The sequence below is a fragment of the Antarctobacter heliothermus genome (assembly GCF_002237555.1).
Classification (GTDB): domain Bacteria; phylum Pseudomonadota; class Alphaproteobacteria; order Rhodobacterales; family Rhodobacteraceae; genus Antarctobacter; species Antarctobacter heliothermus_B.
This window is the reverse complement of record NZ_CP022540.1, coordinates 152,344-174,611: the sequence shown is the minus strand read 5'-3', so window position 1 is coordinate 174,611 and position 22,268 is coordinate 152,344. Positions and strand designations below refer to the sequence as shown.

The window sequence follows — 22,268 nt, the reverse complement described above, 5'->3', positions numbered from 1 at the left end:
CAGCGGCCCGGGTTCTTCTGTCATGGCGGCGATCCCATCCGGGGATCCTCCCGCCGAAAATTCCTTAGTCGGCGTTCTCTGCCAGAACACCGAATTTCGCGTGACATTCGGCCCGCGTCATCAGTTTACGGTCTGATTGCCCCTCATAGGCATAGCTGTCGGGCTTGACGTCGATGTAGATCTCGTTGGTGATCTCAAAGCCATCGGGGTCGTCAAAGACGCCGATGGGCAGTTCGATGTCGCCAGAATAGTCCGAGTCCATCGTTACACGGAAGAACATCCCCGTGCCGCAGCGCGTGCAGAACCCGCGTTCGGCCCAATGCGATGATTGGATGCGTCCAAGATGGGTTTCATCCTGCCAGTCCACGTTTTCCAGCGCGACGGTCACACCGATCAGCGCCGAGCCGGTCCAGCGGCGGCACATCTCGCAATGGCAGACACCTGCCTTTGCCGGGACGTTCTGCGCAGTGAACCGCACCGCGCCGCACAGGCAGCCACCTGTTGTTGTACCGCTCATGCGATGTCCTCCGAATGGCGCAGGGCGCTCATCAGGTCACAATCATAGCGCGGATAGGTGCCGCGAAAGCCCGGCTCATCGGGATAGATGAACTCGACCGGGCTGCGGTCGCGGGCATTGGTCGCGCGCGCGTCTTCGGTGATGTCGGTGGCAAAACCGGAAAAGAACCGTTTGTGCCGGGCCGACACATATTCGTTGCCCCGGACCTGTTCGATGACACGTCCGTCCGCGTCGCGGCGGGTCATTTCAAATTCGGTGCGGAACAGCGGTTCACCGTCGATTTCGACCTCTCCCATGATGCGGTCAAAGCCGGTCACCCGGTAGCGGCCATCCTCTTCCGAGTACTGGTAGAAGTCAAAGCTATCCACGCCGGTCTCGATCAGTTCAGACACACTGCCGGGATCGGTGATCGGGGCCACGGTGCGGGTCCGGCTCGGGGCCTCTGGCGGGCCGCTTTCGATCCACTGGGCGTCGCCGTCGATGTGGCTGGTGAAGAAGGGGCCCGTTTCACCGAAATCGGTGCGGAACTTGTGGTCTGGGTCGATCTGGGGGCAGATGAAATGATTGCTCACATTGCAGCTGCGCGATTGCACTGTGAGATAGGTTTCACAGCCCTCGGGCGGGGTGAACAGCCCGCCCTGCACCTGCGCTGCCGCCGGAGAGGCAAACAACACCACAGCAGGTAGACCAACGAGGACCGCGATCATTGCCTTGCCATTCATCAACGTTTTGCCCTCCCGGATCAGCGGTGTTGTTCTCGTCGTCCGTGGTTAGGTCGACAGTGTTCAGGCCCCGCTTGTACCAAACCACACAGGGGCGCCCGGTTTTTGCACGACTAGACTGCCTGTCGCAGCCGAAACGCGCCTCTTTTGTTCAATACCGCAGCTTATTCCGCTGCAATGGCTGCCTTTGCCGCCAGATCCTGAAGAACCGCCTCGACGCAGTCACGCCCGTCGCGGATGGCCCAGACCACAAGGCTGGCACCGCGCACGATGTCGCCGATGGCATAGACGTCGGGCAGCGCGGTGCGGCCACTGGTGAACTCTGCCTTGACGGTGCCCCAGCGTGTGACTTCCAGCTCCGGGCACCCCCAGAGCGTCGGCAGCTCTTCGGGTTCAAAGCCCAGCGCCTTGATGACGATATCGGCGGGTTCGTCATAGTCCGATCCTTCGATGACTTCGGGGCGTTGACGGCCCGTGGCATCCGGTTGTCCCAGCCGCATCTTTTCAACGATGACGGCATTGACCGGCTCACCCTTGAAGCCTTTGGGCGCAGTCAGCCATTCGAACTGAACGCCTTCTTCTTCGGCGTTCTGCACTTCGCGTTGCGAACCCGGCATGTTGGCGCGGTCGCGGCGGTACAGGCATTTGACGCTGGTCGCGCCTTGACGGATCGCGGTGCGAACACAGTCCATCGCGGTATCGCCGCCGCCGATCACAACGATCTTCTTTCCTTTTGCGTTCAGCTCACCGCTGTCAAATTCCGGCACGTTGTCGCCAAAGTTCGACGCCCGGTTCGACGCGGTCAGATAGTCGATGGCGCGGACGATGCCCTTGGCACCCGCGCCCGGTCCGCCCAGATCGCGCGATTTGTAGACGCCGGTGGCGATAATGACCGCATCATGCTGGGCGCGGATGTCATCGAACGACAGATCCTCGCCCACGTTGCAGTTCAGGACAAAGCGCACGCCGCCCTGTTCCAGTTGTGCGTTGCGGCGGGTGACGATGTCCTTTTCCAGCTTGAAGCCGGGGATGCCATAGGTCAGCAACCCGCCCGCGCGGTCATAGCGGTCATAGACGGTGACCTGCACACCGGCGCGGCGCAGCATGTCGGCAGCGGCCAGCCCGCCGGGTCCGGCCCCGATGATGCCAACGCTTTCGGTCCGTTCCTGCGTGGGGGTGATCGGCTTGACCCAGCCGTTTTCCCAAGCGGTGTCGGTGATGTATTTCTCGACCGCGCCAATGGTGACGGTGCCGTGGCCTGATTGTTCGATGACACAGTTGCCTTCGCACAGGCGATCCTGCGGGCAGATGCGGCCACAAATCTCGGGGAAGGTGTTTGTTGACTGGCTGACCTCATAGGCCTCTTCCAGACGGCCCATCGCGGTCAGGCGCAACCAATCGGGGATGTTGTTGTGCAGCGGGCAATGGGTCTGGCAATAGGGCACGCCGCATTGGCTGCACCGGGCGGCCTGTTCTGTCGCCTTTGCATCGGCGTATTCCGCATAGATTTCGTCAAAGTCGGCTCGGCGATCCGAGGCATCCCGCTTGGACGGCATTTCGCGCGCAATATCGACAAATTTCAGCATCGGCTGCTTGGCCATTCCATATCCCCTTGCAGGTGATCCCACGTCAGTCCTGGCTTCCATACAAAAGCTTGCGAGGGAATAAAAGTCAGAACTATTGACCTATAATGGCTTTCTGATCGGTTTTTTGTTGAAAACATTCGGCCAGGCAGGTGTTTTTTGTTCCGATCCGGACCTAAATAGTCGCTTTCTCCCCCGAAACAAGGGGTTATACCGTGGGCCGTGATCACGATTGGACCCCGACAATGCCTTTTACGCAACTGCTGATTCTCGCCCTGATCCAAGGGGTTACCGAATTCTTGCCGATTTCGTCCTCTGGACACCTGATTCTCTTGCCCAGTCTGACCGGTATGCAGGATCAGGGGCAGGTGATCGACGTTGCGGCGCACCTTGGCACGCTTTTTGCGGTGGTTCTTTATTTCTGGTCCGACGTGCGGCTGGCTGCGGCGGGAACGCTGCGCCTGATCACGGGGCGTATCGACACGCCCGGCGCGCGGCTGGCGTTTCTACTGCTGATGGCCACGATTCCGGTGGTTGTCGTCGGGCTGACGCTGAAATTGACCGGGCTTGACGAAATGCTGCGCTCTGTTGCGGTGATCGGTTGGGCCATGCTGATCTTTGGCGTTGTCCTCTACTGGGCTGACCGGCGAGGGGCGCAGGTCAAGACCGAAGGCGACTGGACCCTGCGCGACGCCGTTATCATGGGGCTGTGGCAGGCGGTGGCGCTGATCCCCGGCACCTCCCGGTCCGGCATCACGATCACGGCAGCGCGACATTTGGGGTACACCCGTCACGACGGTGCAAAGCTGGCGATGCTTATGTCGATCCCGACCATACTGGCATCCGCTGTCCTGCTGGGGGCAGAGGTGATCACCACCGCAGACGCCCAGGCCGCGCGGGACGGCGCGATTGCTGCCGTGCTGGCCTTTGTGTCGGCGTTGGGGGCGTTGACCTTGATGATGCGCCTGCTGCGGTCGGTCAGCTTTACCCCCTATGTGATCTACCGCGTCATTCTGGGCGTGATCCTGCTGTGGATCGCCTACCGTTGACGCCGTGCGTCAGGCCCGGTGATAGGGCGCGCCGGCAAGGATAGAGGCGGCGCGATACAGCTGTTCGGTCAGCATCACCCGGACCAGCATGTGCGGCCAGACCATTGGCCCAAAGGACATGAGATCCTGGGCCTCGGCGCGCAGGGAGGGGTCTATGCCATCCGCCCCGCCGATCACAAAAGCCAGATCCTGTGTGCCGGTGTCGCGCCAGCCTGCCAGCTTTTGGGAAAATTCAGGTGAGGACCATGTCTGCCCGCGCTCGTCCAGCGCGCACAGCCGCGCGCCTGTGGGAATGGCGCGGCTCAGCAGGGCGGCCTCGGCGCTCATGCCGCCGCCCTTGCGGTCTTCAACCTCTGTCATCTGCGCAGGCCCAAGGCCCAGCGCCCGGCCTGTCCGGTCGAACCGTGTCAGGTAATCGTCGACAAGCGCCTTTTCCGGCCCCTTCCGGAGCCGGCCGACGACGCAGACATGTAGGCGCAACACTCAGGCCTGAGGGGCCGTCATTGGTGCCCACATCTTTTCTAGCTGATAGAACTCACGCACCTCGGGCCGGAAAACGTGGATCACCACATCACCCGCGTCGATGAGCACCCAGTCCCCGGTGCCTTTGCCCTCAGTCGTTGAGAGCACGCCGTGGTCCTGTTTGAGTTTATCGGCCAAATTCTCTGACAGCGCCGCGACCTGACGCGACGACCGACCCGATGCGATTACCATGTAATCGCAAACGGCGGTTTTACCGCGCAGATCAATCTGCACGATTTCCTCGGCCTTGTTGTCATTCAGAGTTTCGAGCACGACCGAGAGAAGTGTCTCTGCGGTCGGGAGGCTTTGCGCCATGGCCGAGAGTCCCCGGCCGTGATCCGCGGCTTGTGCCGCAAGTGTCGTCGAAGACAGGACAATGTCCTCCTTTGTCGGTGCAGACGCCCAATGCCCGGACGCCAAGCGGTGTCATAAACATAGCATCCCGAAAGTAAATTCTCAATGTCACGCGGTCGGCGGGTGATCGCTGCGCGCGTGATCAGCTGCGCAAACTTGCATTTCGGGCACTGGTTGCCAGTGTCGAGGCATGCAGGTGGGGCCTGGAAGCGTTCTTTTCAAGCGCTTTTTGCCCCGTTTCGTCATGCGCCGTAGGGCACCCAGACCGTCTTGACCTCTGTTGCGGCCTCCAGAAAGGCGCGGCCTTCGCCTGCCGGACCCTGCCAATCGCGCGTCTTGGCGTTGTTGACCCAAGTGCGTTTCAGATTGCCCGCAGCGCCGTTTTCGATGGTTTGGGCCAGATCCGTCGACGAAAAGCTCCAGACCGATTCGACATCCATATGCGTGGCCAGCGTCGGCGCCAGTTCCGTGTGAGAGCCGGTCAGGATGTTCACGACCCCGCCCGGTACGTCAGAGGTTTCCAGCACCTGATAGAAGTCCAGCGCGGCGAGCGGGAACGGCTCGGACGCGACAAGGACCACGCGGTTGCCCATGGCGATGGCCGGGGCCATGACAGAGATCAGGCCCAGCAAGGGGGCCTCATCCGGGCACAGCGCGCCGATCACACCGCAGGGTTCGTTCATCGCCAAAGCCACGCCGCGCATCGGCACGCTGCGCACATCGCCGTCGAACTTGTCGGCCCATGCGGCGTAGGTGAACAGCCGGTTCACCGCTGTCTCGACCTCGGATTTGCCGGATTTTCCGCCGGTCAGCCGGTCAATCAGGGTGGCAAATTCGCCCGCTCGGGCCGACAGGTTTTCGCCAATGAAATACAAGACCTGCGCGCGGTTGTGCGCTGTCGCCTTGGCCCAACCGCCAGCGGAGCGGGCGGCCTCGACCGCGTTGCGGATATCCTTGCGGTTGGCGATGGGGGCCTGACCGATTAGCGCCCCCTTGGCGTCAAAGACGTTGCGGGCATAGCCGCCGTCGGGCCGGGCCTGTTTGCCGCCGATGTACAGTTTGGCGGTGCGGTCCACCGGTTGGGGTTCGGCGCTGTCGCCTTCGAATGCAACAACGGGCGTTTGAGGTTTGGCATCTTCGACAGGGCGGGTATAGGCGCGCAGGCCTTCCCAGCCACCTTCGCGGCCAAAGCCGCTTTCGCGCACGCCGCCAAACCCGGCGGCGGCATCGAACATGTTGGTGCCGTTGACCCAGACCACGCCGGCCACTAGTTGCGGCGCGATGTCCAGTGCGGTGTTGATGTTCTCCGACCACAGGCTGGCGGCCAGCCCGTAGCGGGTGTTGTTCGCCACCTCAACCGCCTCGGACGGGGTGCGGAAGGTTGTGGAAACCAGCACCGGGCCAAAGATTTCCTCCTGCATCAGCGGCGAGGCCGGGGAGAGGCCATAGATCAGCGTCGGCGGATAGTAACAGCCCTCTGGCAGATCGCAGTTGGCGCGATAGACCGTCCCGTCAGAGCCGGACACCAGCGCCTCGACCCGGCGCAGTTGTTCGGGATCGACCAGTGCGCCCACGTCGATGCATTTGTCCAACGGGTCGCCAATGCGCAGCTTGTCCATCCGGGTGCGCAAGCGTTCGTGGAACACCTCTGCGATGCCTTCTTGTACCAACAGGCGCGACCCGGCGCAGCAGACTTGCCCCTGATTGAACCAGATGGCGTCCACCAGTCCCTCAATCGCGCTGTCGATGTCGGCGTCCTCGAACACGATGTAAGGGGATTTGCCACCCAGCTCCAGCGTTAGTGAAATCCCGCGCCCGGCAGTGGCGGCGCGGATCTTGCGGCCAACCTCTGTCGAGCCGGTAAAGGCGATCTTGTCCACCTCGGCGGCCACGACCCTCTCTCCCACCGCGCCGTCGCCGGTGACGATGTTGACCACGCCTTTGGGCAGACCGGCCTGTTGGCAGATGTCGGCGAACAGCAGCGCCGTCAGCGAGGTCCATTCCGCCGGTTTCAGCACGACGGTGTTGCCCATCGCCAGCGCCGGGGCGATCTTCCACGCCAGCATCAGCAGGGGAAAGTTCCACGGCACGATTTGTCCGCAGACGCCCAGCGCGCGGGCGTCGGGCAGTTCGCTGTCCATCAGTTGCGCCATGCCCGCGTGATAGTAGAAATGCCGTTGCGCCAGCGGAATGTCGATGTCGCGGCTCTCACGGATGGGTTTGCCGTTGTCGAGCGTTTCAAGCACCGCGAACAGCCGCGCGTGTTTTTGCAACAGCCGCGCCAGCGCATACAGATAGCGGGCGCGCCCCGGCCCGCCCAGCTTTTCCCATTTGGGCTGCGCCTTGCGCGCGGCGGCGACGGCTGCGTCCACGTCGGCTTGCGTTGCTTGAGTCAGAGTGGCCAGCACCTCATCCGTTGCCGGATTGCGGCTGTCAAACCCTTCGCCCGGCTCAGTGAACGCCCCATCAATGAAATGACCAAAGCGCGAGCCCTGATCGACGATCCATGCCAGCGCATCCCCGGCGCTTTCGGGGGCGGGGCCATAATCCATGGTTTCGAATATCTCTTTTACGGTCATTACAGCATTCCCATCCCAAGCAAGGCCACCCAGCCCATCCAGATCAGCGCCAGCCCCCAGATCGCGTGTTGCACGCGCAGGCTGCGTTTGTGTAACGTGGCGTATCCCTGCAGTTCCTCGGGGATATCCTCGGGCGGTAGAAATTCAGGCTCTGGCCCCAACTGGCGGAACAGTCGCGTGGGCAGATCGCGGGTCGCCCGTCTAAGGCGGCGGCGGCGCCAGTTTGCGGCCCCCATCACGAGAAAAATCGCCACCATCATCAAGGACCATTCGGGGGTCATCTGCATCGGTTCAGCCTATCGCGTGCCGCCAGGACGCCGAATAGGCCCCAGTCACATGGTGTTCCAACTGGCGTTCGATGTCGCCCAGCAGCGACGATGCGCCAAAACGAAACAGGTCCGGACGCAACCAGCGGTCCCCAAGCTCTTCCTTGATCATCGACAGGTAGACGAGTGAGTCTTTGGCCTTGGAGATGCCGCCCGCCGGTTTATAGCCGACACGATAGCCAGTGCGGTCGTGATATTCGCGGATCGCCCGCATCATCACCAAACTGACGGGCAGGGTGGCGTTTACCGACTCTTTGCCGGTCGAGGTCTTGATGAAATCCGCCCCCGCCATCATGCAGACCAGCGACGCACGCGCTACGTTCTGCAAGGTGCCCAACTCTCCGGTGGCGAGGATCGCCTTGACGTGTGCCTCACCGCAGGCGGCGCGAAAGGCGCACATTTCTTGATACAACCCCTGCCAGTCGCCGCGCAGGACAAGGCGACGGGAAATCACGATGTCGATCTCCTGTGCGCCTGCCTTCACGCTTTCCTCGATCTCGGCCACGCGCAGGTGGAACGGCGACAGCCCCGCCGGAAACCCGGTAGAGACGGCGGCCACGGGGATGCCCGAGCCCTCCAGCGCCTTCACCGCAGGCTCGATCATGTCGTGGTAGACGCAGACCGCGCCCACGGTCAGGCCGGTCAGGCCCAATGCCTCCAGCAGGTCAGCGCGGACCGGTTGGCGCGCCTTGGCGCACAGGCGGGCGACGCGGCCGGGCGTGTCGTCGCCCGCCAGTGTTGTCAGGTCGATGCAGGACACAGCGCGGGCCAGCCACGCGGCCTGATAGTCCTTTTTGACAGAACGCCTGCCGGGCAGGGTGCCCGCGCGCCTTTCAATCGCTGACCGATTGGCGCGGGCGGCCCGGACCCAGTCCATATCCAGCGCCATGCCGGGGTTACGCGCCTCGTGGACCTGCGGCCAATGCGCGGCCTTGTCTGTATGGACGGTGCCGGTGGTCATGTCGCCTCCAATGTCTTGTCGTATATACCTGCCCCCGCTGGCGGGCCATTTCAAGCGGAACGCTGAGGCAGGGCTGCCTCTGCCAGGGCCGCCTGCAGCTCTGTGTCCGGGACGGTGCCGCCACGAACCTGCGTGCGCTTCAGCGATTTCCAGCCGTTGGAGATGTTGCGGCAGTGGTAGAACCACGCGTTGTCCGCTTGAAACCGACCGGCAAAGGGCAGCCGTTCCAACCCGTGTGCGCGCCATTGATAGCCCCGGAGCGGTCCGTTGGGGACAACGCACCATTTCGACGGGCAGGTTTTGACCGGGTCATCCCGATGCGTATGCCGGGCGTGGGCGGGCCAGCCATCGTCGTCGGGCGCGGGATGGACCCAGCGGCCGGGAAAGCTGACAAAACCTTGTCGGCTGGCGACCGCTGCGTCAAAAACAGAACGCCCCGGCGTCATGACCAGTTCGTCCACGTCGCAGTTCAGCACCGCACGCGCACCTTGCAGGAACCGGAATTGCAACGCGTTCAGCACGCCGGTTTGCAGAAACAATTCCGCGTTGAGAAAAGGGGGCAGCCCGCGCGGGCCGTAGCGCAGCGTGGTCGATAGCAGGACGATGTTCCGAAACCCGGCCCGGTCCAGCGCCGGGCGGATCTGGTCCGGCCCCCATGTCTGCGATCCGTTGTCGACAAACAGCACCGCATCCGCGCCATGCTGTGCGATGTGAAAGCGGCCCCAGTCCTCTATCCAGTCGGGGTGATTGTCCTTGGAAAGAGTCATAAGGACGTTGCACCCGTCATGCCGTGTGTCGGGACCATTAACGACCGTCTCTGCGTGCCAATCGCCGATCTGTACGGCGACGGATGCCGGGCGTGCTTCTGCGGGCAGGTGGATCAGGGTGTGGCGGTAATAACGTGTGAAACGCGGGCGGACCGACGTGCCATCTACGCTGAATTTCGCGCTTGATACAGCCCGTTTGAGGTTGTTCAGGCGCGGGCAGATCAGCACCACCGCACCGTCATGCCAGACCGCGTCCAGCCAGAGCGTCGAGGCGTCGAAGCGGTCAAGATAGCCCTCGGCGCGTTTGGCGGGCCGCACGCGCGGCGTGCGGGTCAGGCCGCTGCCGTTCAGGCCAAGGGTGGCAAAATGGCTCATCATGTGGTCCCCGCGTTGCGGCAAGATCGCTAGACCACGAATGCCATCGGGTAAAGCACGGATCGTCCCGATGCGATGACGTGACGTAGATCGTGACAGCGTAACCGCCATGCTGTGAGGTGGCGACCAAGGAACCGGGAGGACACCATGACCGAATATCCGCATCTTTTGCGCCCGCTCGACCTCGGCTTTACCACGCTGAAAAACCGCGTGCTGATGGGGTCGATGCACACCAACCTAGAAGAGCGGGGGGATTGGAACCGGGTGGCCGAGTTCTACGCAACGCGGGCGCGCGGTGATGTGGGGCTGATGGTGACCGGCGGTATGGCCCCGAACCGTGAAGGCGGGGTGTTTCCGGGCGCGGCAGGGCTGTTCACGCCGCAGGATATTGCCAATCACCGGATGGTGACGGACCGGGTTCATGCGGCGGGCGGCAAGATCGCCATGCAGATCCTGCACGCAGGGCGCTATGCTTACGGGCCGGAATGTGTCGCGCCCTCGCCGGTCAAATCTCCGATCTCTCCTTTTCCGCCCAAGGAACTGGACGAAGAGGGTATCGAAAAGCAGATCGCCGACATGGCCACGGCCGCCGTGCGTGCGCGCGAGGCGGGCTATGACGGGGTCGAGGTGATGGGGTCCGAGGGGTATTTCCTCAACCAGTTCCTTGTGACCCACACCAACAAGCGCACCGATGACTGGGGCGGCAGCTATGAAAACCGCATGCGCCTGCCGGTCGAGGTGGTGCGCCGGGTGCGTGCCGCTGTGGGAGACGATTTCATCGTGATCTACCGGCTGTCGATGATCGATCTGATCCCAAATGGCTCGACGTTCGAAGAAGTTGTTCAACTGGCGCAGGCGGTCGAGGCAGCGGGGGCCACGATCCTCAACACCGGCATTGGCTGGCACGAGGCGCGCATTCCCACCATCGCCACCAGCGTGCCGCGCCGCGCCTTTGCCTGGGTGACGCAAAAGTTGATGGGGCAGGTGGACATTCCGCTGATCACCTCGAACCGGATCAACACGCCCGAGGTGGCGGAACAGGTTCTGGCCGAGGGATGCGCCGACATGGTCAGCCTTGCGCGACCTTTCCTTGCTGACCCGGATTTTGTCGCCAAGGCCGCAAGCGGCAAGTCGCATCTGATCGCGCCCTGTATTGCCTGCAATCAGGCCTGCCTTGACCATACCTTTGCGGGCAAGGTTTCTACCTGCCTTGTGAATCCCAAGGCCGCGTTCGAAACCGAACTACTGGTCGAACAGGCCCAGATGCCGCGCCGGGTGGCGGTTGTGGGGGCGGGCCCTGCGGGTCTGTCAGCGGCGATCACGGCGGCGCAACGTGGCCACGAGGTGGTGCTGTTCGACAAGGCCGACGCCATCGGCGGTCAGTTGAACATGGCAAAACAGGTGCCGGGCAAGGAAGAGTTTTTCGGCCTCGTCGACTGGTTCGCTGCCATGGTGAAAGAGACCGGCGTCACCCTGCGCCTTGGGACAGAGGCGACACCGGACGCGCTGGCGGGCTACGACTCCGTTGTCGTGGCGACCGGCGTCTTGCCGCGTGATCCGCAGATCCCCGGACAGGATCATCCATCGGTCAAAAGCTATGTCGATGTGCTGCGCGACCACGCAGAGGTGGGCAATCGGGTGGCCATCATCGGTGCGGGCGGCATCGGCTTTGACGTGGCCGAGTTCGTTGTGACCGGCGACAGTCCGACCGAAAGCCTGCCGGACTGGATGCGCGAATGGGGTGTCACCGACCCGTCAGAGGCACGCGCCGGTCTGGCGCCCGAAGGGCCGCAGCCCGACGCGGCGGAGCGCGCCGTGGTGCTGTTGCAGCGCAAGGCAGAGCGACCGGGCAAACGGCTAGGCAAGACAACTGGCTGGATTCACCGAGCCACGCTCAAGATGAAAGGCGTCGATATGCGCAGCGGCGTCAATTATGAGCGGATCGACGATGCCGGGCTGCATGTCAGCTTTGGCGAGACGCGCGAACGGCCCGAGGTGATTGCCTGCGACACGGTGGTTCTGTGCGCGGGGCAGGTCAGTGAACGATCGCTGGCCGATGCGTTGATCGACAAGGGCGTTGAGACCCATGTGATCGGCGGGGCGGACGTGGCCTCGGAACTGGATGCCAAGCGGGCGATTGATCAGGGCACGCGCCTCGCCGCTGTGCTGTAATCTTGTCCGGGTGGGATCGTCCCCGCCCGGAAATCCCCGCGAAGATGGAACAGACACCAGGTCGGGACGTTGCTGTATCAGACACAGCAACGAAAGGAGGCATTCCATGCCGAATATCGCTGACTCGAAGGTACTGATTATCTCGACCGACGGTTTTGAACAGTCGGAGCTGGAATTTCCGCGTGATCAATTGCGCAGCAAGGGCGCTGAGGTTCATGTGGCCACGCTGGACGGCAAGTCCATCAAAGGTTGGGAAGGCTCTGACTGGGGTCGCGAGGCCGAGGCCGATCTGAAGATCGCCGATGCCGACCCCAACCAATATGATGCGCTGGTGATCCCCGGCGGCCAGATCAACCCGGACCTGTTGCGGGTAGAGGCGCCGGTGATCGCGCTGGTGCGGGCCTTTGCCAAGCAGGGCAAGGTGATCGCCGCCGTCTGTCACGCCCCTTGGGTGCTGATCGAGGCGGATATCGTGGCCGGTCGCGAAATGACCGCCTATCCGTCGATCCGCACAGATCTGAAAAATGCGGGCGCGCAGGTCATGGACCAATCGGTTGTGGCCGATAGTGGTATCGTCACCAGCCGCAATCCGGACGACCTCAAGGATTTTGTTTCGAAGATCGTCGAAGAGATCGAAGAGGGCCGTCACAACCAGAAAGCGGCCTGATCGTCGCTTGACCCATGTGGTCCAACATAAAGGGGCGCGTCGCATCTGCGGCGCGCCCTCTTGTGTGGGTTTTCAGTATTTTGCGCCGGATCTATTCGGACACGGTGACGGTGATGTACTCTGACACGATCGCCGGATTGTGCGGGATGTGGTTCAAATCCCCCAACACCAGTTGCAGCGTGTGCGTGCCGGGATCTAGCTCCAGCTTGACCTCTGTCTGACCGCCCCCGAAATGCCGGTGGTTGTCGTCGCCCGGAATGCCGTAGTCGGCAAACTCGGCATCCTCGTCGCCTTCGCCGTAAGGTGCGCGGTTGATTAAGATATGGTGATGGCCGGTAAATTCTTTTTCGGTGCCGGCCGGGGCGACACCCATTCCCGACAGGCCGAACTGGATCGTGACGGGGCTGGTCACGGTGTCCCCGTCCGCGATGTTGATGAAATACACGGATGCGTCATCCGGGGCCGGGGTGGCGTCTGCCCAAACGGCAAGGGGGGCAATGACAAGTGCTGAGACGCAAGCAAAGGTTCGGAACATGGTTCGAGGTCTCCCTGAAAAATAAGTTCTGATGCTGTTTCAATCACGTTCATAGCCTACACCGTTCCGGCCCTGTGGTCAGGTGTTTTCCGTTTCTCGCTCGCTGACAGAGAACGGCAATACCCCTCAATTGTCTCCTCTGTGCCCCAATCGCGCCCCAGTTCAAAAGCATAGGTATAGCAGGAAATGTATGTTGAACGGAGACCTGGATGGATCGTCTGACCGAAATGGAGGCCTTTGCCACGGTCGTGGACCAGGGTGGTTTTACTGACGCCGCCAAGAAGATGGGGATTTCTAAATCCGCTGTCTCCAAACACGTCTCAAGCCTTGAGGCGCGACTGGGCGCGCGGTTGCTGAACCGCACAACGCGCCGCGTGTCGCCGACAGAGATCGGTCTGGCCTATTACGACCGCGCCCGCCGTGTTCTGAATGACGCGGGCGAGGCGGATGCGCTTGTGACCTCGATGCAATCGGCCCCCTCTGGCCTGTTGCGGATCAGCGTGGCCACAGATTTCGGCGTTAATCACCTCAGTCCGGTGCTGGGGGAGTTTCTGGCCGAATTTCCGGACATCACCGTCAACATGGTGCTGAACAACCGCTATGTAGAGCTGATCTCTGAAGGTTTTGACATGGCGGTGCGGATCGGAGAGCTGGAAGACAGCACCCTGCGCGCGCGCAAGCTGACCGAGACAACCAAACGGATGATCGCGTCGCCGTCCTATTTCCAGAAATTCGGACGCCCTCAGCGGATCGATGATCTGAACGAACACAAATTGCTGCACTATTCCAACCAGTCCTCTGGCAACGTGTGGAAACTGACCGCGCCGTCGGGCGAAAAGCGTCAGGTGCGCACGGCGGGCTGGCTGACGGTGAACGACGGTCAGTCGCTGTTGAATGCCTGCATTGCGGGTCTGGGCATCGCCTATCTGCCCTCATACCTCTACAATGAGGCGATGGAGGCCGGGTTGGTCGAGGACGCGATCCCCGATCTGCCGATCGAGACCCAAGGCATCTATGCAGTCTATCCCCCGGGCCGGTTCACCCAGCCCAAAGTGCGCGCCTTCATAGATTTTCTGGTGCATTCCTTTGCCGAAAAGGGCCCGCAGACCTGGTGATCCGGCTGGTGTAGCCTGGTTTATTCCGTCGAAATCAACACCGCCTCGACGCGGCGGTTCACCTCGCGCCCTTCGGGCGTGAGGTTTGACGCAACCGGGGCAAGGTATCCTGCCCCCTGCGCACCAATCTGGCGTGGAGGTGTGTTGTGCCGCTCTCGCAGATAGGTCACGGCTGCCTGAGCGCGGCGCAACGAAACGCTGCGGTTCGCCTCCAGCGATCCGGTTGCATCCGTGTGACCCACGAACAGAATGGTCCGCGAGGGGTTCTGCGCAAGATAGGCTGCGATGGCATCCAGCGAGGCAAAACGTCCATCGCCCAAGGCCGTCGATCCGGTCCGAAACACAAGATCGTCCAGAATGACATGGCCCAGGCTGTCCAACTGTTCGGCGATCCCTTGCACCTCGGCCGTTGGGGCCACCGTCGCGGGCTTGGCGCTGGGCCGAATGCCTGTGACGCTGCCGCCCGCACGGATGATCTGCACATAGCCGGACCGCGCATCGCGGCTGGTCAGGATAGAGACCGCCCCCTGATCGCCCGACATCGCCGAGACGAAATGGAAATCGGTCAGGTCGACAAACATTTCCGGTGCGGGCAGCACCAGCGTGGCAAAGCGGAAATCAAACCCGCCACAGGCCCGCGACCGGCAATCCAGCAGGATCTCGAAACCATTGGCAACCAAGGCGTCGCGCATGGGTTTGGCCAGTTGGAACGGCGTGTCGGCATTGCCCGGTATGTGCCATGCGGCGACCTCGACCCGCCCTTCGACCCGCTCGACCGGCAGGGTGCCGTTCTGCCACGGCCCGGTTGGCAGCGCATAGGCCCCGGGCGACTGTACGGTGCTAAAACTCTGCTGAGCGCCGGGCGGTAACGACAGCTCCGCCGCGTCGGCCCCACTTACGCCCAACGCCAGACAGAGCGCCAGACAGAGCGTCAGACCAAGCGCCTCAGCGCGCTTGCGTGTGGTACTCGTCATTCGGACGCATATCTGTGGCGCTGGCGACGCGGTTCGTCATGTTGAAAAATCCAGTGACATTGGCGATGTCCCAGATGTCGCGTTCCGAGAACCCCGCATCGCGCAATGCCTCTCGGTCAAACTCGGCCACCTCGGACGAGGCCACGGTCATCTTTTCGGCGAATTTCAACATGGCGCGGTGCCGGTGGCTCAGATCCGCGACACGCCAGTTCATCACCAACATCTCCCCCAGCTTGGGGTCGCCGGACAATTCACGCACAGCGGCGCCATGTGCGGTCAGGCAATAAAAACAACGGTTCACCGACGAGACGACCACTGCGATCATCTCACGCTCCAGCTTGGACAGGCCGCTGTCGGCCAGCATCAGCTCATTGTACATCGCGGTAAAGCTGTCCAGCTTGGCGATATCAAAGGCGTAGGCCTTCAGCACGTTGGGCACCATGCCCAGTTTGTCCTGGCAGATGTCAAAGTATTTCTGCGTGGCGTCCGGCAACGGGTCTGCCATGGGCAGGTTCAGCGCGGTGGGAAGGGCGTCGGTCACAAGTCCTCGCTTTCGGCATTGAGTATCCGGTAATGGTAATGCCCCGCCACCTCCATCTTCAAGGTGGCATAAAGCGCGTTGGCCCCGGTATTTTCCGTGGTGGCGGCCACGGCGATGCGTGTTGCACCCTGATCGGCCGCCCAAAGCGCCGCACAGCGCATCATCCAGCCGCCCAATCCCTTTTGCCGATGTTCAGAGCCAATCTCCAGTGCGTGGACCATGGCGGTCTCACCATGTACTGCGCAAAAGGCCGCGCCTGCGGGCTTGTCCGACACTCGCCCCAGGATGCCAGTCTTGGGGGCGGCTGCCCGCTCCATGATCCGCTGGCGCGCGGAGCCGATGCCGCCCGCAGCCCACAGTTCGCGCATGATGGCGAGCGGCTCCCAAATGGCAAAGGCGGTGACGCGCGGCAGTTTGAGATCGGTCAGACGATCAATGGGGGCGGACCACAGCTGTACCGAATCGATCAGAGTGTAGCCGCGTTCCGCCAGCGCGGCATCCAACGCGTTTTCGTCTGGGCGGATCATGAAAAGTGGCGTCTGCCCCATCAGTTTCATGGATTTTTCCGCCGCGGATAGATCGTCCTCCCGCCAGTCTCCACGCGCGGTGGCCGCAGAGACACGTTTGCCGCCGCCGCGCCCCTCACGCAGCATCCACGGCCCGGCGGGCACCTTCGAGGCCGCAGGCCAGGTGGCGTCAAGCGCCTCGAAAAGGGCAGTGAGGTCATCGGACATGACAAAGGCCAAAGATTGAAACAGGATCTGTCACGTTATGGCCGTTGCTGCCGGGGCTGTCCATGCGGCCTGCGTGCCGCACGGACGGCTCACGATGCGACGGCTTCGGGAAACAGGGCCGACAGCGCGGTCATGGCATCGTCGATCCGGCCACCATCAGTTCCTCTGATCACGACATTGGCGCCATAGACGCCATTGCGCTGGTACGGGTAAGAGCCGATGGACAGGTCGTCGAAACGTGTCGCAAGATCGCTCAGGGGGCCGGCAATATCGCCCTCGCCGCGTTCGATCCGCAGGGTTTGGGACAGCAATGGCTGACCTCCGGTCAAGCCGGGCAGCACGCTGGACACCATGGCCTGAAACACCGAAGGCACACCCGCCATGACGTGTACGTTTTCCAACGAGAACCCCGGCGCGGCAGAGACCGGATTTTCGATCAGGGTGGCCCCGTCAGGGATGCGGGCCATGCGCAGACGTGCCTCGTTCAATTCGGTTCCCTGCCGGTCATAGTGCGCCTGCAGAATAGTGCGCGCATCGTCGCGCACCGTGATGGCCACGCCAAAAGCGTCGGCGACACAGGGCGCGGTAATGTCGTCATGCGTCGGCCCGATTCCGCCGGATGTCACGACATGGTCAAATCCCGCGCTCAGCGCCCGTACGGCAGCAACGATGGCGGATGCATCGTCTGACACGATGCGCACCTCGCGCAGGTCGATGCCATGTTTGGTAAATTCCTGGGCCAGATAGTGCATGTTTGCGTCGCGGGTCCGTCCTGACAGGATCTCGTCCCCGATGACCAGCATGGCGGCGGTGGGATTGGACATGATCAGAGCTCCTTGGCGCGTGCGTCACGCTACGGTATAGGCCCGGCCCATGCGCTTTCAAACCCCTCTCGTCCCCGCCACCCTGGTCCGTCGCTACAAACGCTTTCTTGCCGACTGCCTACTGGAGGACGGGCGTGAGGTGACGGCCCATGTGGCCAACCCCGGCAGCATGCTGGGAATGAAAGACGAAGGCCTGCGCATCTGGCTGGAACCGAACGACGATCCCAAACGGAAACTCAAATGGGCATGGCGGCTGGTCGACCACGGCAACGGCCACTTCACCGGCGTCGACACCGGGGTTCCGAACCGCGTGCTCAAGGCCGCGCTGATGGCGGGTCAGGTCGCGGGGTTGGACGGCTACGATCTTGTACGGCCAGAGGTGAAGTACGGCACCAACAGCCGTATCGATTTCTTGCTCACCGGCGCGGGGCGGCCCGATACCTACGTCGAAGTGAAATCCGTCACTCTGTCGCGCACTCCCGGTCTTGCCGAATTCCCCGACAGTGTGACCGCGCGCGGGACGAAGCACCTCGTCGAACTGGCCGAGATGGCCCGACAGGGGCACCGCGCCGTCATGCTGTATCTCGTCCAGAGAACGGACTGCACGCGGGTCACATTGGCTTCGGACATTGACCCAGCTTACGGTGCCGCCTTTGAAGTGGCCCGCTCCGCCGGAGTCGAAGCGATGGCGCTCGGCTGTCAAATTTCGCCGGATGGGGTCAGTCTGGGCACGCCACTCCCCGTTTCTTCTGTCTGAAAATATCCTGGGGGAGTCGCCGGAGGCGACGGGGGCAACGCCCCCACCTACGAAAAAGAACGGGGGCCAAACGGCCCCCGTGCAATTGGATTACTCCCAAGGCCCGAATTGGGCCACCGCCTCACACCTTGAGGTTCGGGATGATCTGCTTCTTGCGGCTCATGATACCGGGCAGGACCACGGTGTCGCCCGTGACCGTTGCGCCAAAGCTTTTCTCGGCCACCCCTTTGACAAGATCGTTGGGCACCAGCAGCGTGGCCTCTTCTTTCAGGATGTCGACGACAAACAGCAAAACCTCGTCCACGCCGTCTTCGGCCTGCACGGTCTTGTAGGTTTGCATCAGGCTGTCCTTGCGGCCCAGCGGGATTTCCGGTGCGGTGGTTTCAAGCACCGAGACACGGAACTTGGTGCCGTCGACCTCATATTCCTTGCTGTCCATGCGGATCAGTTCGGCGTCGGAAAAGTTGGAGACGTCGGATTTGGCGGCAAACATCTGCCCGGCGAACTCGGCGATGTTCACACCCAGATCAGCGGCCAGCTTCTCGGCCACGGCTTTGTCGTGGTCGGTGGTGGTGGGCGAGCGGAACTCCAGCGTGTCGGACAGGATGCAGGTCAGCGCTGCGCCCTTGATGGCGTCGGGCATCTTGGCGGCGTCGTCGCCCATCAGGTCGACCATGATGGTGGCGGTGCAGGCGAGGGGACGCACGGTGATGTCGATCGGGCCTTTGGTTTCCAGCCCGCCGACCAGCTTGTGGTGGTCGATGATGGCGCGGATGTCGGCCGAGTTGATCGAGGCGGGCAGTTCAGCCGGGTTGTTGGTGTCGACGATGACAACCGGCGCGCCTTCGGCCACGTCTGCGATGATCTCTGGCTTGTCGAGGCCCCAGTGGGTCAGCATGAAGGCGGCTTCGGTGTTGGGCTCGCCCAGCAGGACGGGCTGCGCGGCCTCACCTTTGATTTCGGAGAGATACCAGGCCCAGATGATCGGGCTGCCGGTGCTGTCGGTGTCGGGGGATTTGTGGCCGAAAACCTGAGTGGTCATGGGAATCCTCATTGGCTGGAGACGTCGAATTTTCGCGCCTCATAGCCGCGCGGCATCCTCTTGTCACCCCGCACGAAGGGGGTGCGACCTTGGGGCCGGTGTGAACAGGGATAGGGGTGTCCACGCGTGGACAGCGGGACGGGTGTGAAAAATCAATGGGTTACAGAGGCGAATTTACGATTGGTTAGGATTTTGGCGGACAGTCGGAGGCGCAGGAGCCCGCGGGGGATAGGGTGCGTCGTGACGTGGCGTGCCGGGCTGAAGCCCGGCCTACACCCGAATTGACGGGTTCAGGGCTATCACCGTGGCAGGGGTGTCTTGGCCTTGTTGTACGCCGACCAGTCCTTGATGTCCGGGTAATGTTGACGACGCCACGCCTGAACGCGGGGGTTCATCACCCGTTTCCACAACGGCGGCACCATCGCGGCCATGGTCATCACCGGATAGCCATAGGGCAATTGCGGCGCGTCCGCGTCCGCGTGGTTTTGCAACAGCGGAAAGCGGCGGTCGGGTTTGTAGTGGTGGTCCGAGTGCCGTTGCAGGTTGATCAGCAGCCAGTTTGACGCCTTGTGCGCGGCGTTCCACGAATGGCGCGGCAGGACGTGTTCGTATTTGCCGTCGCCCAGATGCCTGCGGGTCAGCCCGTAGTGTTCGACGTAGTTGACCAGCTCCAGCTGCCAAATCGCCACGCCGGCCTGCACCAGAAACAGCACCACGCCGCCCAATCCCCCCAAACCAAAGGCCAACGCCAGCATCGCCAATTGCAAACCCCAGTAGCGCCAGAACGGGTTCGCCGCGGCATGCCACGGCAGCCGCTTGCGCGCCAGCATCGCCCGTTCGGCGGCAAAGCTGGACCGCAGGCTGTCGCGCAGAACGCGGGGGTAGAAGCGGTGAAAGCCCTCATTATATCGCGCTGTCACCGGGTCGCGCGGCGTGCCGACATAGCGGTGATGCACCAACAGATGCTCTGACCGGAAATGTGAATAGAGCACCATCGCCAGCAGCAGATCGCCCAGAAAGCGTTCCACGCGGTTTTTCTGGTGCATCAGTTCATGGCTGTAGTTGATGCCGATGGTGCCGGTCATCACGCCGACGCCGAAAAACACCATGAACTTTTCCAGCCCGTTCAGATGCGCGGCGCGGCTGACGTACCAGATCAGGGCAAAGACGCTGATGAATTGCAGCGGCACCCAAGCGGCGGTCAGGATATTGTACCAGCGCAGATCCGCGTCAGAGGTATCGGGATCGGCATTCTCCGTGTTCAGACCCAGAACCGCGTCCAGTGCCGTGAACAGATACCAAGTGGCCAGAATGGGCAGCAGTACCCAATAGCCGCCCTGCGTCGCCGCGATCCAGACCAGCGGGATCAACAGGTAGGACATGTAAAACGGCAAGGCGGCGCTGGGTTTGGCGATCTGGGCGGCGGGGGTCATCGGGGTCTCTGATCCATAACGGGGCTATGATAGGGCAGGGTCCAGCCTGTCCCAAGAGCGGATCAGCCGCCTTGCGCGAGGTCAAACGCCTTGCGCATGACCGTTGGCAGATCACCGGGGCTGAATTCAGGCAATTCGATGAATTCTCCGCGATCTGGATTGCGTTCCATCGGGACCAGCGCGGTTTTGACCGTCAGGCGCAGATGGAAATGGGTAAAGGTGTGGCGGGCCTCTGCGTCGATAGTCTTCCATTCGGCGCGGATGGGCGGGGCCTCGGCGGGTTGGTCTTCGGTCCAGTCGGAGCCGGGCCAGCCCAGCATGCCGCCCAGCAATCCCTTGTCAGGGCGGGTTTCCAGCAGCCAAGCCCCATCGACGCGACGGGCCAGATAAGCAATGCCCAGCCGGGTGGGTTTGCGTTTCTTGGGCGACTTCTTGGGCAGGTCAGCGGCGGTGCCGCGCACCCATGCGGTGCAGGCGCTGCGCCACGGGCACAAACCGCAAGCCGGGCGTTTGGGTGTGCAGATCGTGGCGCCAAGGTCCATCACCCCTTGGGCATAACAGCCGGGCCGGTCCTGCGGGGTCAGGCGGGCGGCGTGTTCCGTCAGGATCGGCTTGGCGGCGGGCAGGGGCGTGTGTTCGTCAAACAGCCGCGCCATGACCCGTTCCACATTGCCGTCCACAACTGTTTCCGGTGCGTCAAAGGCGATAGAGGCAATGGCGGCGGCGGTATAAGGCCCGACGCCGGGCAGGGTCAGCAGTGTGGCATGATCGCGCGGGAACTGGCCGTTATGATCAAGAGTCACGGCGCGGGCGCATTTGAGCAGATTGCGGGCGCGGGCGTAATAGCCCAGCCCTGCCCACGCGGCCATGACATCGGCATCTTTGGCCCCGGCCAGATCCTGCACCGTGGGCCAACGGGTTGTGAAGGCCAGGAAATAGTCCTTGACCGCCGCGACGGTGGTTTGTTGCAACATGATTTCGGACAGCCAGATCCGGTAGGGATCGGGCAATTCGCCGCGCGCACGCGCAGCCGGACCAATGCGCCACGGCAGGGCGCGGGCATGGCGGTCGTACCAGTCAAGCAGCGCCTGCGGGTCAGGGCTGTGCAGTGGCTCATCACGCAAGGGTGAAACTCCGTGTCGTAAGGGGGCTGGTGCCGCCCCGCATGGTCACTAGAATAGCCTCGCCGACAGGGAGTCAAACGTGGCGGATCGCAAACCAACAACATATGGGTTTTCCAGTGCGTCCAAGCTGTTGCAGGGACGTATTCGCAAGGCGGCGGAGGGGCGGGGATTCGCCCAGACGCGTGTTTTGACCCATTGGGACGAAATTGCCGGTGCCGATGTGGCGGCGATTTCGCGGCCCGTCGAGGTAAGCTATGCCAAGGGCGGCTTTGGCGGCACGCTGACGCTGCTGACCACGGGCGCGATGGCCCCCATGGTCGAGATGCGCCGCGAAGAGATTCGGGCGCGGATCAACGCGGTTTATGGCTACAACGCCATTTCGCGGGTGCGGGTGACGCAGACCGCCCCAACCGGATTTGCCGAGGGGCAGGTGGATTTTCAGCACCGTCCCAAGGACACCGGCCCCAAGGCTGCCTCGCCAGAGGTGCAGTCACGGGCGCGGATGGTGGCAGAGGGGGTGGGCGACGCGGATTTGCGCGCGGCGCTTGAACGACTGGCGGCAAACGTCATATCGAAAACGGGCCGGGAGTGATCC

At 62.6% G+C, this 22,268-nt stretch carries 23 protein-coding genes; 6 read left to right on the top strand and 17 right to left on the bottom strand.

Translation table 11 applies throughout. The features are described 5' to 3' along the window. Positions 1-64: 64 nt before the first annotated feature. The 3 genes from ANTHELSMS3_RS00945 to ANTHELSMS3_RS00935 all read right to left on the bottom strand — a co-directional run bounded on the left by ANTHELSMS3_RS00945 (position 65) and on the right by ANTHELSMS3_RS00935 (position 2,840). On the bottom strand, positions 65-517 hold the full coding sequence (locus tag ANTHELSMS3_RS00945) for a GFA family protein (RefSeq protein ID WP_254694814.1): 453 nt from the start codon (positions 515-517) through the stop codon (positions 65-67). After that, positions 514-1,239: a hypothetical protein gene (locus ANTHELSMS3_RS00940; protein ID WP_094033239.1), complete on the bottom strand. Its 726-nt coding sequence runs from the start codon at positions 1,237-1,239 to the stop codon at positions 514-516. Before ANTHELSMS3_RS00940 ends, ANTHELSMS3_RS00945 begins: the two co-directional genes overlap by 4 nt. A gap of 164 nt (positions 1,240-1,403) precedes the next feature. Further along, positions 1,404-2,840 (bottom strand): NAD(P)-dependent oxidoreductase, encoded by a 1,437-nt coding sequence (locus ANTHELSMS3_RS00935; RefSeq protein WP_094033238.1) that lies wholly within the window; start codon positions 2,838-2,840, stop codon positions 1,404-1,406. Between the two features lie 227 nt (positions 2,841-3,067). On the opposite strand from ANTHELSMS3_RS00935, the gene ANTHELSMS3_RS00930 reads away from it, so the two are divergent. Further along, positions 3,068-3,871 (top strand): undecaprenyl-diphosphate phosphatase, encoded by an 804-nt coding sequence (locus tag ANTHELSMS3_RS00930; protein WP_094033237.1) that lies wholly within the window; start codon positions 3,068-3,070, stop codon positions 3,869-3,871. 9 nt (positions 3,872-3,880) lie between these two features. On the opposite strand, the gene rlmH is transcribed toward ANTHELSMS3_RS00930, so the two are convergent. The 6 genes from rlmH to ANTHELSMS3_RS00900 all read right to left on the bottom strand — a co-directional run bounded on the left by rlmH (position 3,881) and on the right by ANTHELSMS3_RS00900 (position 9,758). Next, positions 3,881-4,351: a 23S rRNA (pseudouridine(1915)-N(3))-methyltransferase RlmH gene (gene rlmH / locus ANTHELSMS3_RS00925; protein WP_094036841.1), complete on the bottom strand. Its 471-nt coding sequence runs from the start codon at positions 4,349-4,351 to the stop codon at positions 3,881-3,883. 3 nt (positions 4,352-4,354) lie between these two features. After that, positions 4,355-4,708, bottom strand: coding sequence for a ribosome silencing factor (gene rsfS / locus ANTHELSMS3_RS00920; protein ID WP_094036840.1), 354 nt, complete (start codon positions 4,706-4,708; stop codon positions 4,355-4,357). A gap of 281 nt (positions 4,709-4,989) precedes the next feature. Next, complete coding sequence (locus ANTHELSMS3_RS00915; protein ID WP_094033236.1) at positions 4,990-7,326, bottom strand: aldehyde dehydrogenase family protein; 2,337 nt, start codon at positions 7,324-7,326, stop codon at positions 4,990-4,992. Beyond that, positions 7,326-7,613, bottom strand: coding sequence for a hypothetical protein (locus ANTHELSMS3_RS00910; protein WP_094033235.1), 288 nt, complete (start codon positions 7,611-7,613; stop codon positions 7,326-7,328). Before ANTHELSMS3_RS00910 ends, ANTHELSMS3_RS00915 begins: the two co-directional genes overlap by 1 nt. A gap of 4 nt (positions 7,614-7,617) precedes the next feature. Continuing rightward, positions 7,618-8,613 (bottom strand): deoxyribose-phosphate aldolase, encoded by a 996-nt coding sequence (gene deoC, locus ANTHELSMS3_RS00905; protein ID WP_094033234.1) that lies wholly within the window; start codon positions 8,611-8,613, stop codon positions 7,618-7,620. A 50-nt stretch (positions 8,614-8,663) separates the two neighbouring features. Then, positions 8,664-9,758, bottom strand: a complete 1,095-nt coding sequence (locus ANTHELSMS3_RS00900; protein WP_094033233.1) for a hypothetical protein — start codon at positions 9,756-9,758, stop codon at positions 8,664-8,666. A 144-nt stretch (positions 9,759-9,902) separates the two neighbouring features. Here ANTHELSMS3_RS00900 and ANTHELSMS3_RS00895 point away from each other — a divergent pair, with 144 nt between their 5' ends. Both ANTHELSMS3_RS00895 and ANTHELSMS3_RS00890 read left to right on the top strand, forming a co-directional pair. Continuing rightward, positions 9,903-11,927 (top strand): NADPH-dependent 2,4-dienoyl-CoA reductase, encoded by a 2,025-nt coding sequence (locus ANTHELSMS3_RS00895; protein ID WP_094033232.1) that lies wholly within the window; start codon positions 9,903-9,905, stop codon positions 11,925-11,927. Between the two features lie 106 nt (positions 11,928-12,033). Continuing rightward, on the top strand, positions 12,034-12,594 hold the full coding sequence (locus ANTHELSMS3_RS00890; RefSeq protein WP_094033231.1) for a type 1 glutamine amidotransferase domain-containing protein: 561 nt from the start codon (positions 12,034-12,036) through the stop codon (positions 12,592-12,594). A 91-nt stretch (positions 12,595-12,685) separates the two neighbouring features. Here the strand turns inward: ANTHELSMS3_RS00890 and ANTHELSMS3_RS00885 are convergent, their stop codons facing one another. Then, positions 12,686-13,129, bottom strand: a complete 444-nt coding sequence (locus ANTHELSMS3_RS00885) for a DUF4399 domain-containing protein (protein ID WP_094033230.1) — start codon at positions 13,127-13,129, stop codon at positions 12,686-12,688. A 209-nt stretch (positions 13,130-13,338) separates the two neighbouring features. On the opposite strand from ANTHELSMS3_RS00885, the gene ANTHELSMS3_RS00880 reads away from it, so the two are divergent. After that, complete coding sequence (locus ANTHELSMS3_RS00880) at positions 13,339-14,244, top strand: LysR family transcriptional regulator (protein ID WP_094033229.1); 906 nt, start codon at positions 13,339-13,341, stop codon at positions 14,242-14,244. Positions 14,245-14,264: 20 nt separating this feature from the next. Here the strand turns inward: ANTHELSMS3_RS00880 and ANTHELSMS3_RS00875 are convergent, their stop codons facing one another. The 4 genes from ANTHELSMS3_RS00875 to ANTHELSMS3_RS00860 form a co-directional block, all read right to left on the bottom strand. Beyond that, the gene (locus ANTHELSMS3_RS00875; RefSeq protein ID WP_094033228.1) at positions 14,265-15,218 is read right to left on the bottom strand and encodes an OmpA family protein; all 954 of its coding nucleotides are present in this window, start codon (positions 15,216-15,218) and stop codon (positions 14,265-14,267) included. Further along, complete coding sequence (locus ANTHELSMS3_RS00870) at positions 15,190-15,759, bottom strand: peroxidase-related enzyme (RefSeq protein WP_094033227.1); 570 nt, start codon at positions 15,757-15,759, stop codon at positions 15,190-15,192. The genes ANTHELSMS3_RS00875 and ANTHELSMS3_RS00870 overlap by 29 nt, the downstream gene beginning before the upstream one ends. Further along, the gene (locus ANTHELSMS3_RS00865) at positions 15,756-16,493 is read right to left on the bottom strand and encodes a GNAT family N-acetyltransferase (RefSeq protein WP_094033226.1); all 738 of its coding nucleotides are present in this window, start codon (positions 16,491-16,493) and stop codon (positions 15,756-15,758) included. The genes ANTHELSMS3_RS00870 and ANTHELSMS3_RS00865 overlap by 4 nt, the downstream gene beginning before the upstream one ends. An 89-nt stretch (positions 16,494-16,582) precedes the next feature. Further along, entirely contained in the window at positions 16,583-17,317 is a 735-nt protein-coding gene (locus tag ANTHELSMS3_RS00860) for a competence/damage-inducible protein A (protein ID WP_094033225.1), read from the bottom strand. Between the two features lie 49 nt (positions 17,318-17,366). Between ANTHELSMS3_RS00860 and sfsA the strand changes: the two genes are divergently transcribed. Continuing rightward, on the top strand, positions 17,367-18,074 hold the full coding sequence (gene sfsA, locus ANTHELSMS3_RS00855) for a DNA/RNA nuclease SfsA (RefSeq protein ID WP_094033224.1): 708 nt from the start codon (positions 17,367-17,369) through the stop codon (positions 18,072-18,074). 121 nt (positions 18,075-18,195) lie between these two features. On the opposite strand, the gene ANTHELSMS3_RS00850 is transcribed toward sfsA, so the two are convergent. The 3 genes from ANTHELSMS3_RS00850 to mutY all read right to left on the bottom strand — a co-directional run bounded on the left by ANTHELSMS3_RS00850 (position 18,196) and on the right by mutY (position 21,673). Then, the gene (locus ANTHELSMS3_RS00850; protein WP_094033223.1) at positions 18,196-19,116 is read right to left on the bottom strand and encodes a manganese-dependent inorganic pyrophosphatase; all 921 of its coding nucleotides are present in this window, start codon (positions 19,114-19,116) and stop codon (positions 18,196-18,198) included. Between the two features lie 299 nt (positions 19,117-19,415). Beyond that, positions 19,416-20,549, bottom strand: a complete 1,134-nt coding sequence (locus ANTHELSMS3_RS00845) for an alkane 1-monooxygenase (protein WP_094033222.1) — start codon at positions 20,547-20,549, stop codon at positions 19,416-19,418. Between the two features lie 62 nt (positions 20,550-20,611). Continuing rightward, the gene (gene mutY / locus ANTHELSMS3_RS00840; RefSeq protein WP_254694813.1) at positions 20,612-21,673 is read right to left on the bottom strand and encodes an A/G-specific adenine glycosylase; all 1,062 of its coding nucleotides are present in this window, start codon (positions 21,671-21,673) and stop codon (positions 20,612-20,614) included. 79 nt (positions 21,674-21,752) lie between these two features. On the opposite strand from mutY, the gene ANTHELSMS3_RS00835 reads away from it, so the two are divergent. Beyond that, positions 21,753-22,265: a DUF721 domain-containing protein gene (locus ANTHELSMS3_RS00835; protein WP_094033221.1), complete on the top strand. Its 513-nt coding sequence runs from the start codon at positions 21,753-21,755 to the stop codon at positions 22,263-22,265. The last annotated feature ends 3 nt before the right edge of the window (positions 22,266-22,268 follow it).

What these genes read in the sequence shown, in the direction of transcription:
- ANTHELSMS3_RS00945 (WP_254694814.1), bottom strand. Translation starts at nt 517, where the DNA reads ATGAGCGGTACAACAACAGGTGGCTGCCTGTGCGGCGCGGTGCGGTTC.
- ANTHELSMS3_RS00940 (WP_094033239.1), bottom strand. Translation starts at nt 1,239, where the DNA reads ATGAATGGCAAGGCAATGATCGCGGTCCTCGTTGGTCTACCTGCTGTG.
- ANTHELSMS3_RS00935 (WP_094033238.1), bottom strand. Translation starts at nt 2,840, where the DNA reads ATGGCCAAGCAGCCGATGCTGAAATTTGTCGATATTGCGCGCGAAATG.
- ANTHELSMS3_RS00930 (WP_094033237.1), top strand. Translation starts at nt 3,068, where the DNA reads ATGCCTTTTACGCAACTGCTGATTCTCGCCCTGATCCAAGGGGTTACC.
- rsfS (WP_094036840.1), bottom strand. Translation starts at nt 4,708, where the DNA reads ATGGCGCAAAGCCTCCCGACCGCAGAGACACTTCTCTCGGTCGTGCTC.
- ANTHELSMS3_RS00915 (WP_094033236.1), bottom strand. Translation starts at nt 7,326, where the DNA reads ATGACCGTAAAAGAGATATTCGAAACCATGGATTATGGCCCCGCCCCC.
- ANTHELSMS3_RS00910 (WP_094033235.1), bottom strand. Translation starts at nt 7,613, where the DNA reads ATGCAGATGACCCCCGAATGGTCCTTGATGATGGTGGCGATTTTTCTC.
- deoC (WP_094033234.1), bottom strand. Translation starts at nt 8,613, where the DNA reads ATGACCACCGGCACCGTCCATACAGACAAGGCCGCGCATTGGCCGCAG.
- ANTHELSMS3_RS00900 (WP_094033233.1), bottom strand. Translation starts at nt 9,758, where the DNA reads ATGATGAGCCATTTTGCCACCCTTGGCCTGAACGGCAGCGGCCTGACC.
- ANTHELSMS3_RS00895 (WP_094033232.1), top strand. Translation starts at nt 9,903, where the DNA reads ATGACCGAATATCCGCATCTTTTGCGCCCGCTCGACCTCGGCTTTACC.
- ANTHELSMS3_RS00890 (WP_094033231.1), top strand. Translation starts at nt 12,034, where the DNA reads ATGCCGAATATCGCTGACTCGAAGGTACTGATTATCTCGACCGACGGT.
- ANTHELSMS3_RS00885 (WP_094033230.1), bottom strand. Translation starts at nt 13,129, where the DNA reads ATGTTCCGAACCTTTGCTTGCGTCTCAGCACTTGTCATTGCCCCCCTT.
- ANTHELSMS3_RS00880 (WP_094033229.1), top strand. Translation starts at nt 13,339, where the DNA reads ATGGATCGTCTGACCGAAATGGAGGCCTTTGCCACGGTCGTGGACCAG.
- ANTHELSMS3_RS00875 (WP_094033228.1), bottom strand. Translation starts at nt 15,218, where the DNA reads ATGACGAGTACCACACGCAAGCGCGCTGAGGCGCTTGGTCTGACGCTC.
- ANTHELSMS3_RS00865 (WP_094033226.1), bottom strand. Translation starts at nt 16,493, where the DNA reads ATGTCCGATGACCTCACTGCCCTTTTCGAGGCGCTTGACGCCACCTGG.
- ANTHELSMS3_RS00860 (WP_094033225.1), bottom strand. Translation starts at nt 17,317, where the DNA reads ATGTCCAATCCCACCGCCGCCATGCTGGTCATCGGGGACGAGATCCTG.
- sfsA (WP_094033224.1), top strand. Translation starts at nt 17,367, where the DNA reads ATGCGCTTTCAAACCCCTCTCGTCCCCGCCACCCTGGTCCGTCGCTAC.
- ANTHELSMS3_RS00850 (WP_094033223.1), bottom strand. Translation starts at nt 19,116, where the DNA reads ATGACCACTCAGGTTTTCGGCCACAAATCCCCCGACACCGACAGCACC.
- ANTHELSMS3_RS00845 (WP_094033222.1), bottom strand. Translation starts at nt 20,549, where the DNA reads ATGACCCCCGCCGCCCAGATCGCCAAACCCAGCGCCGCCTTGCCGTTT.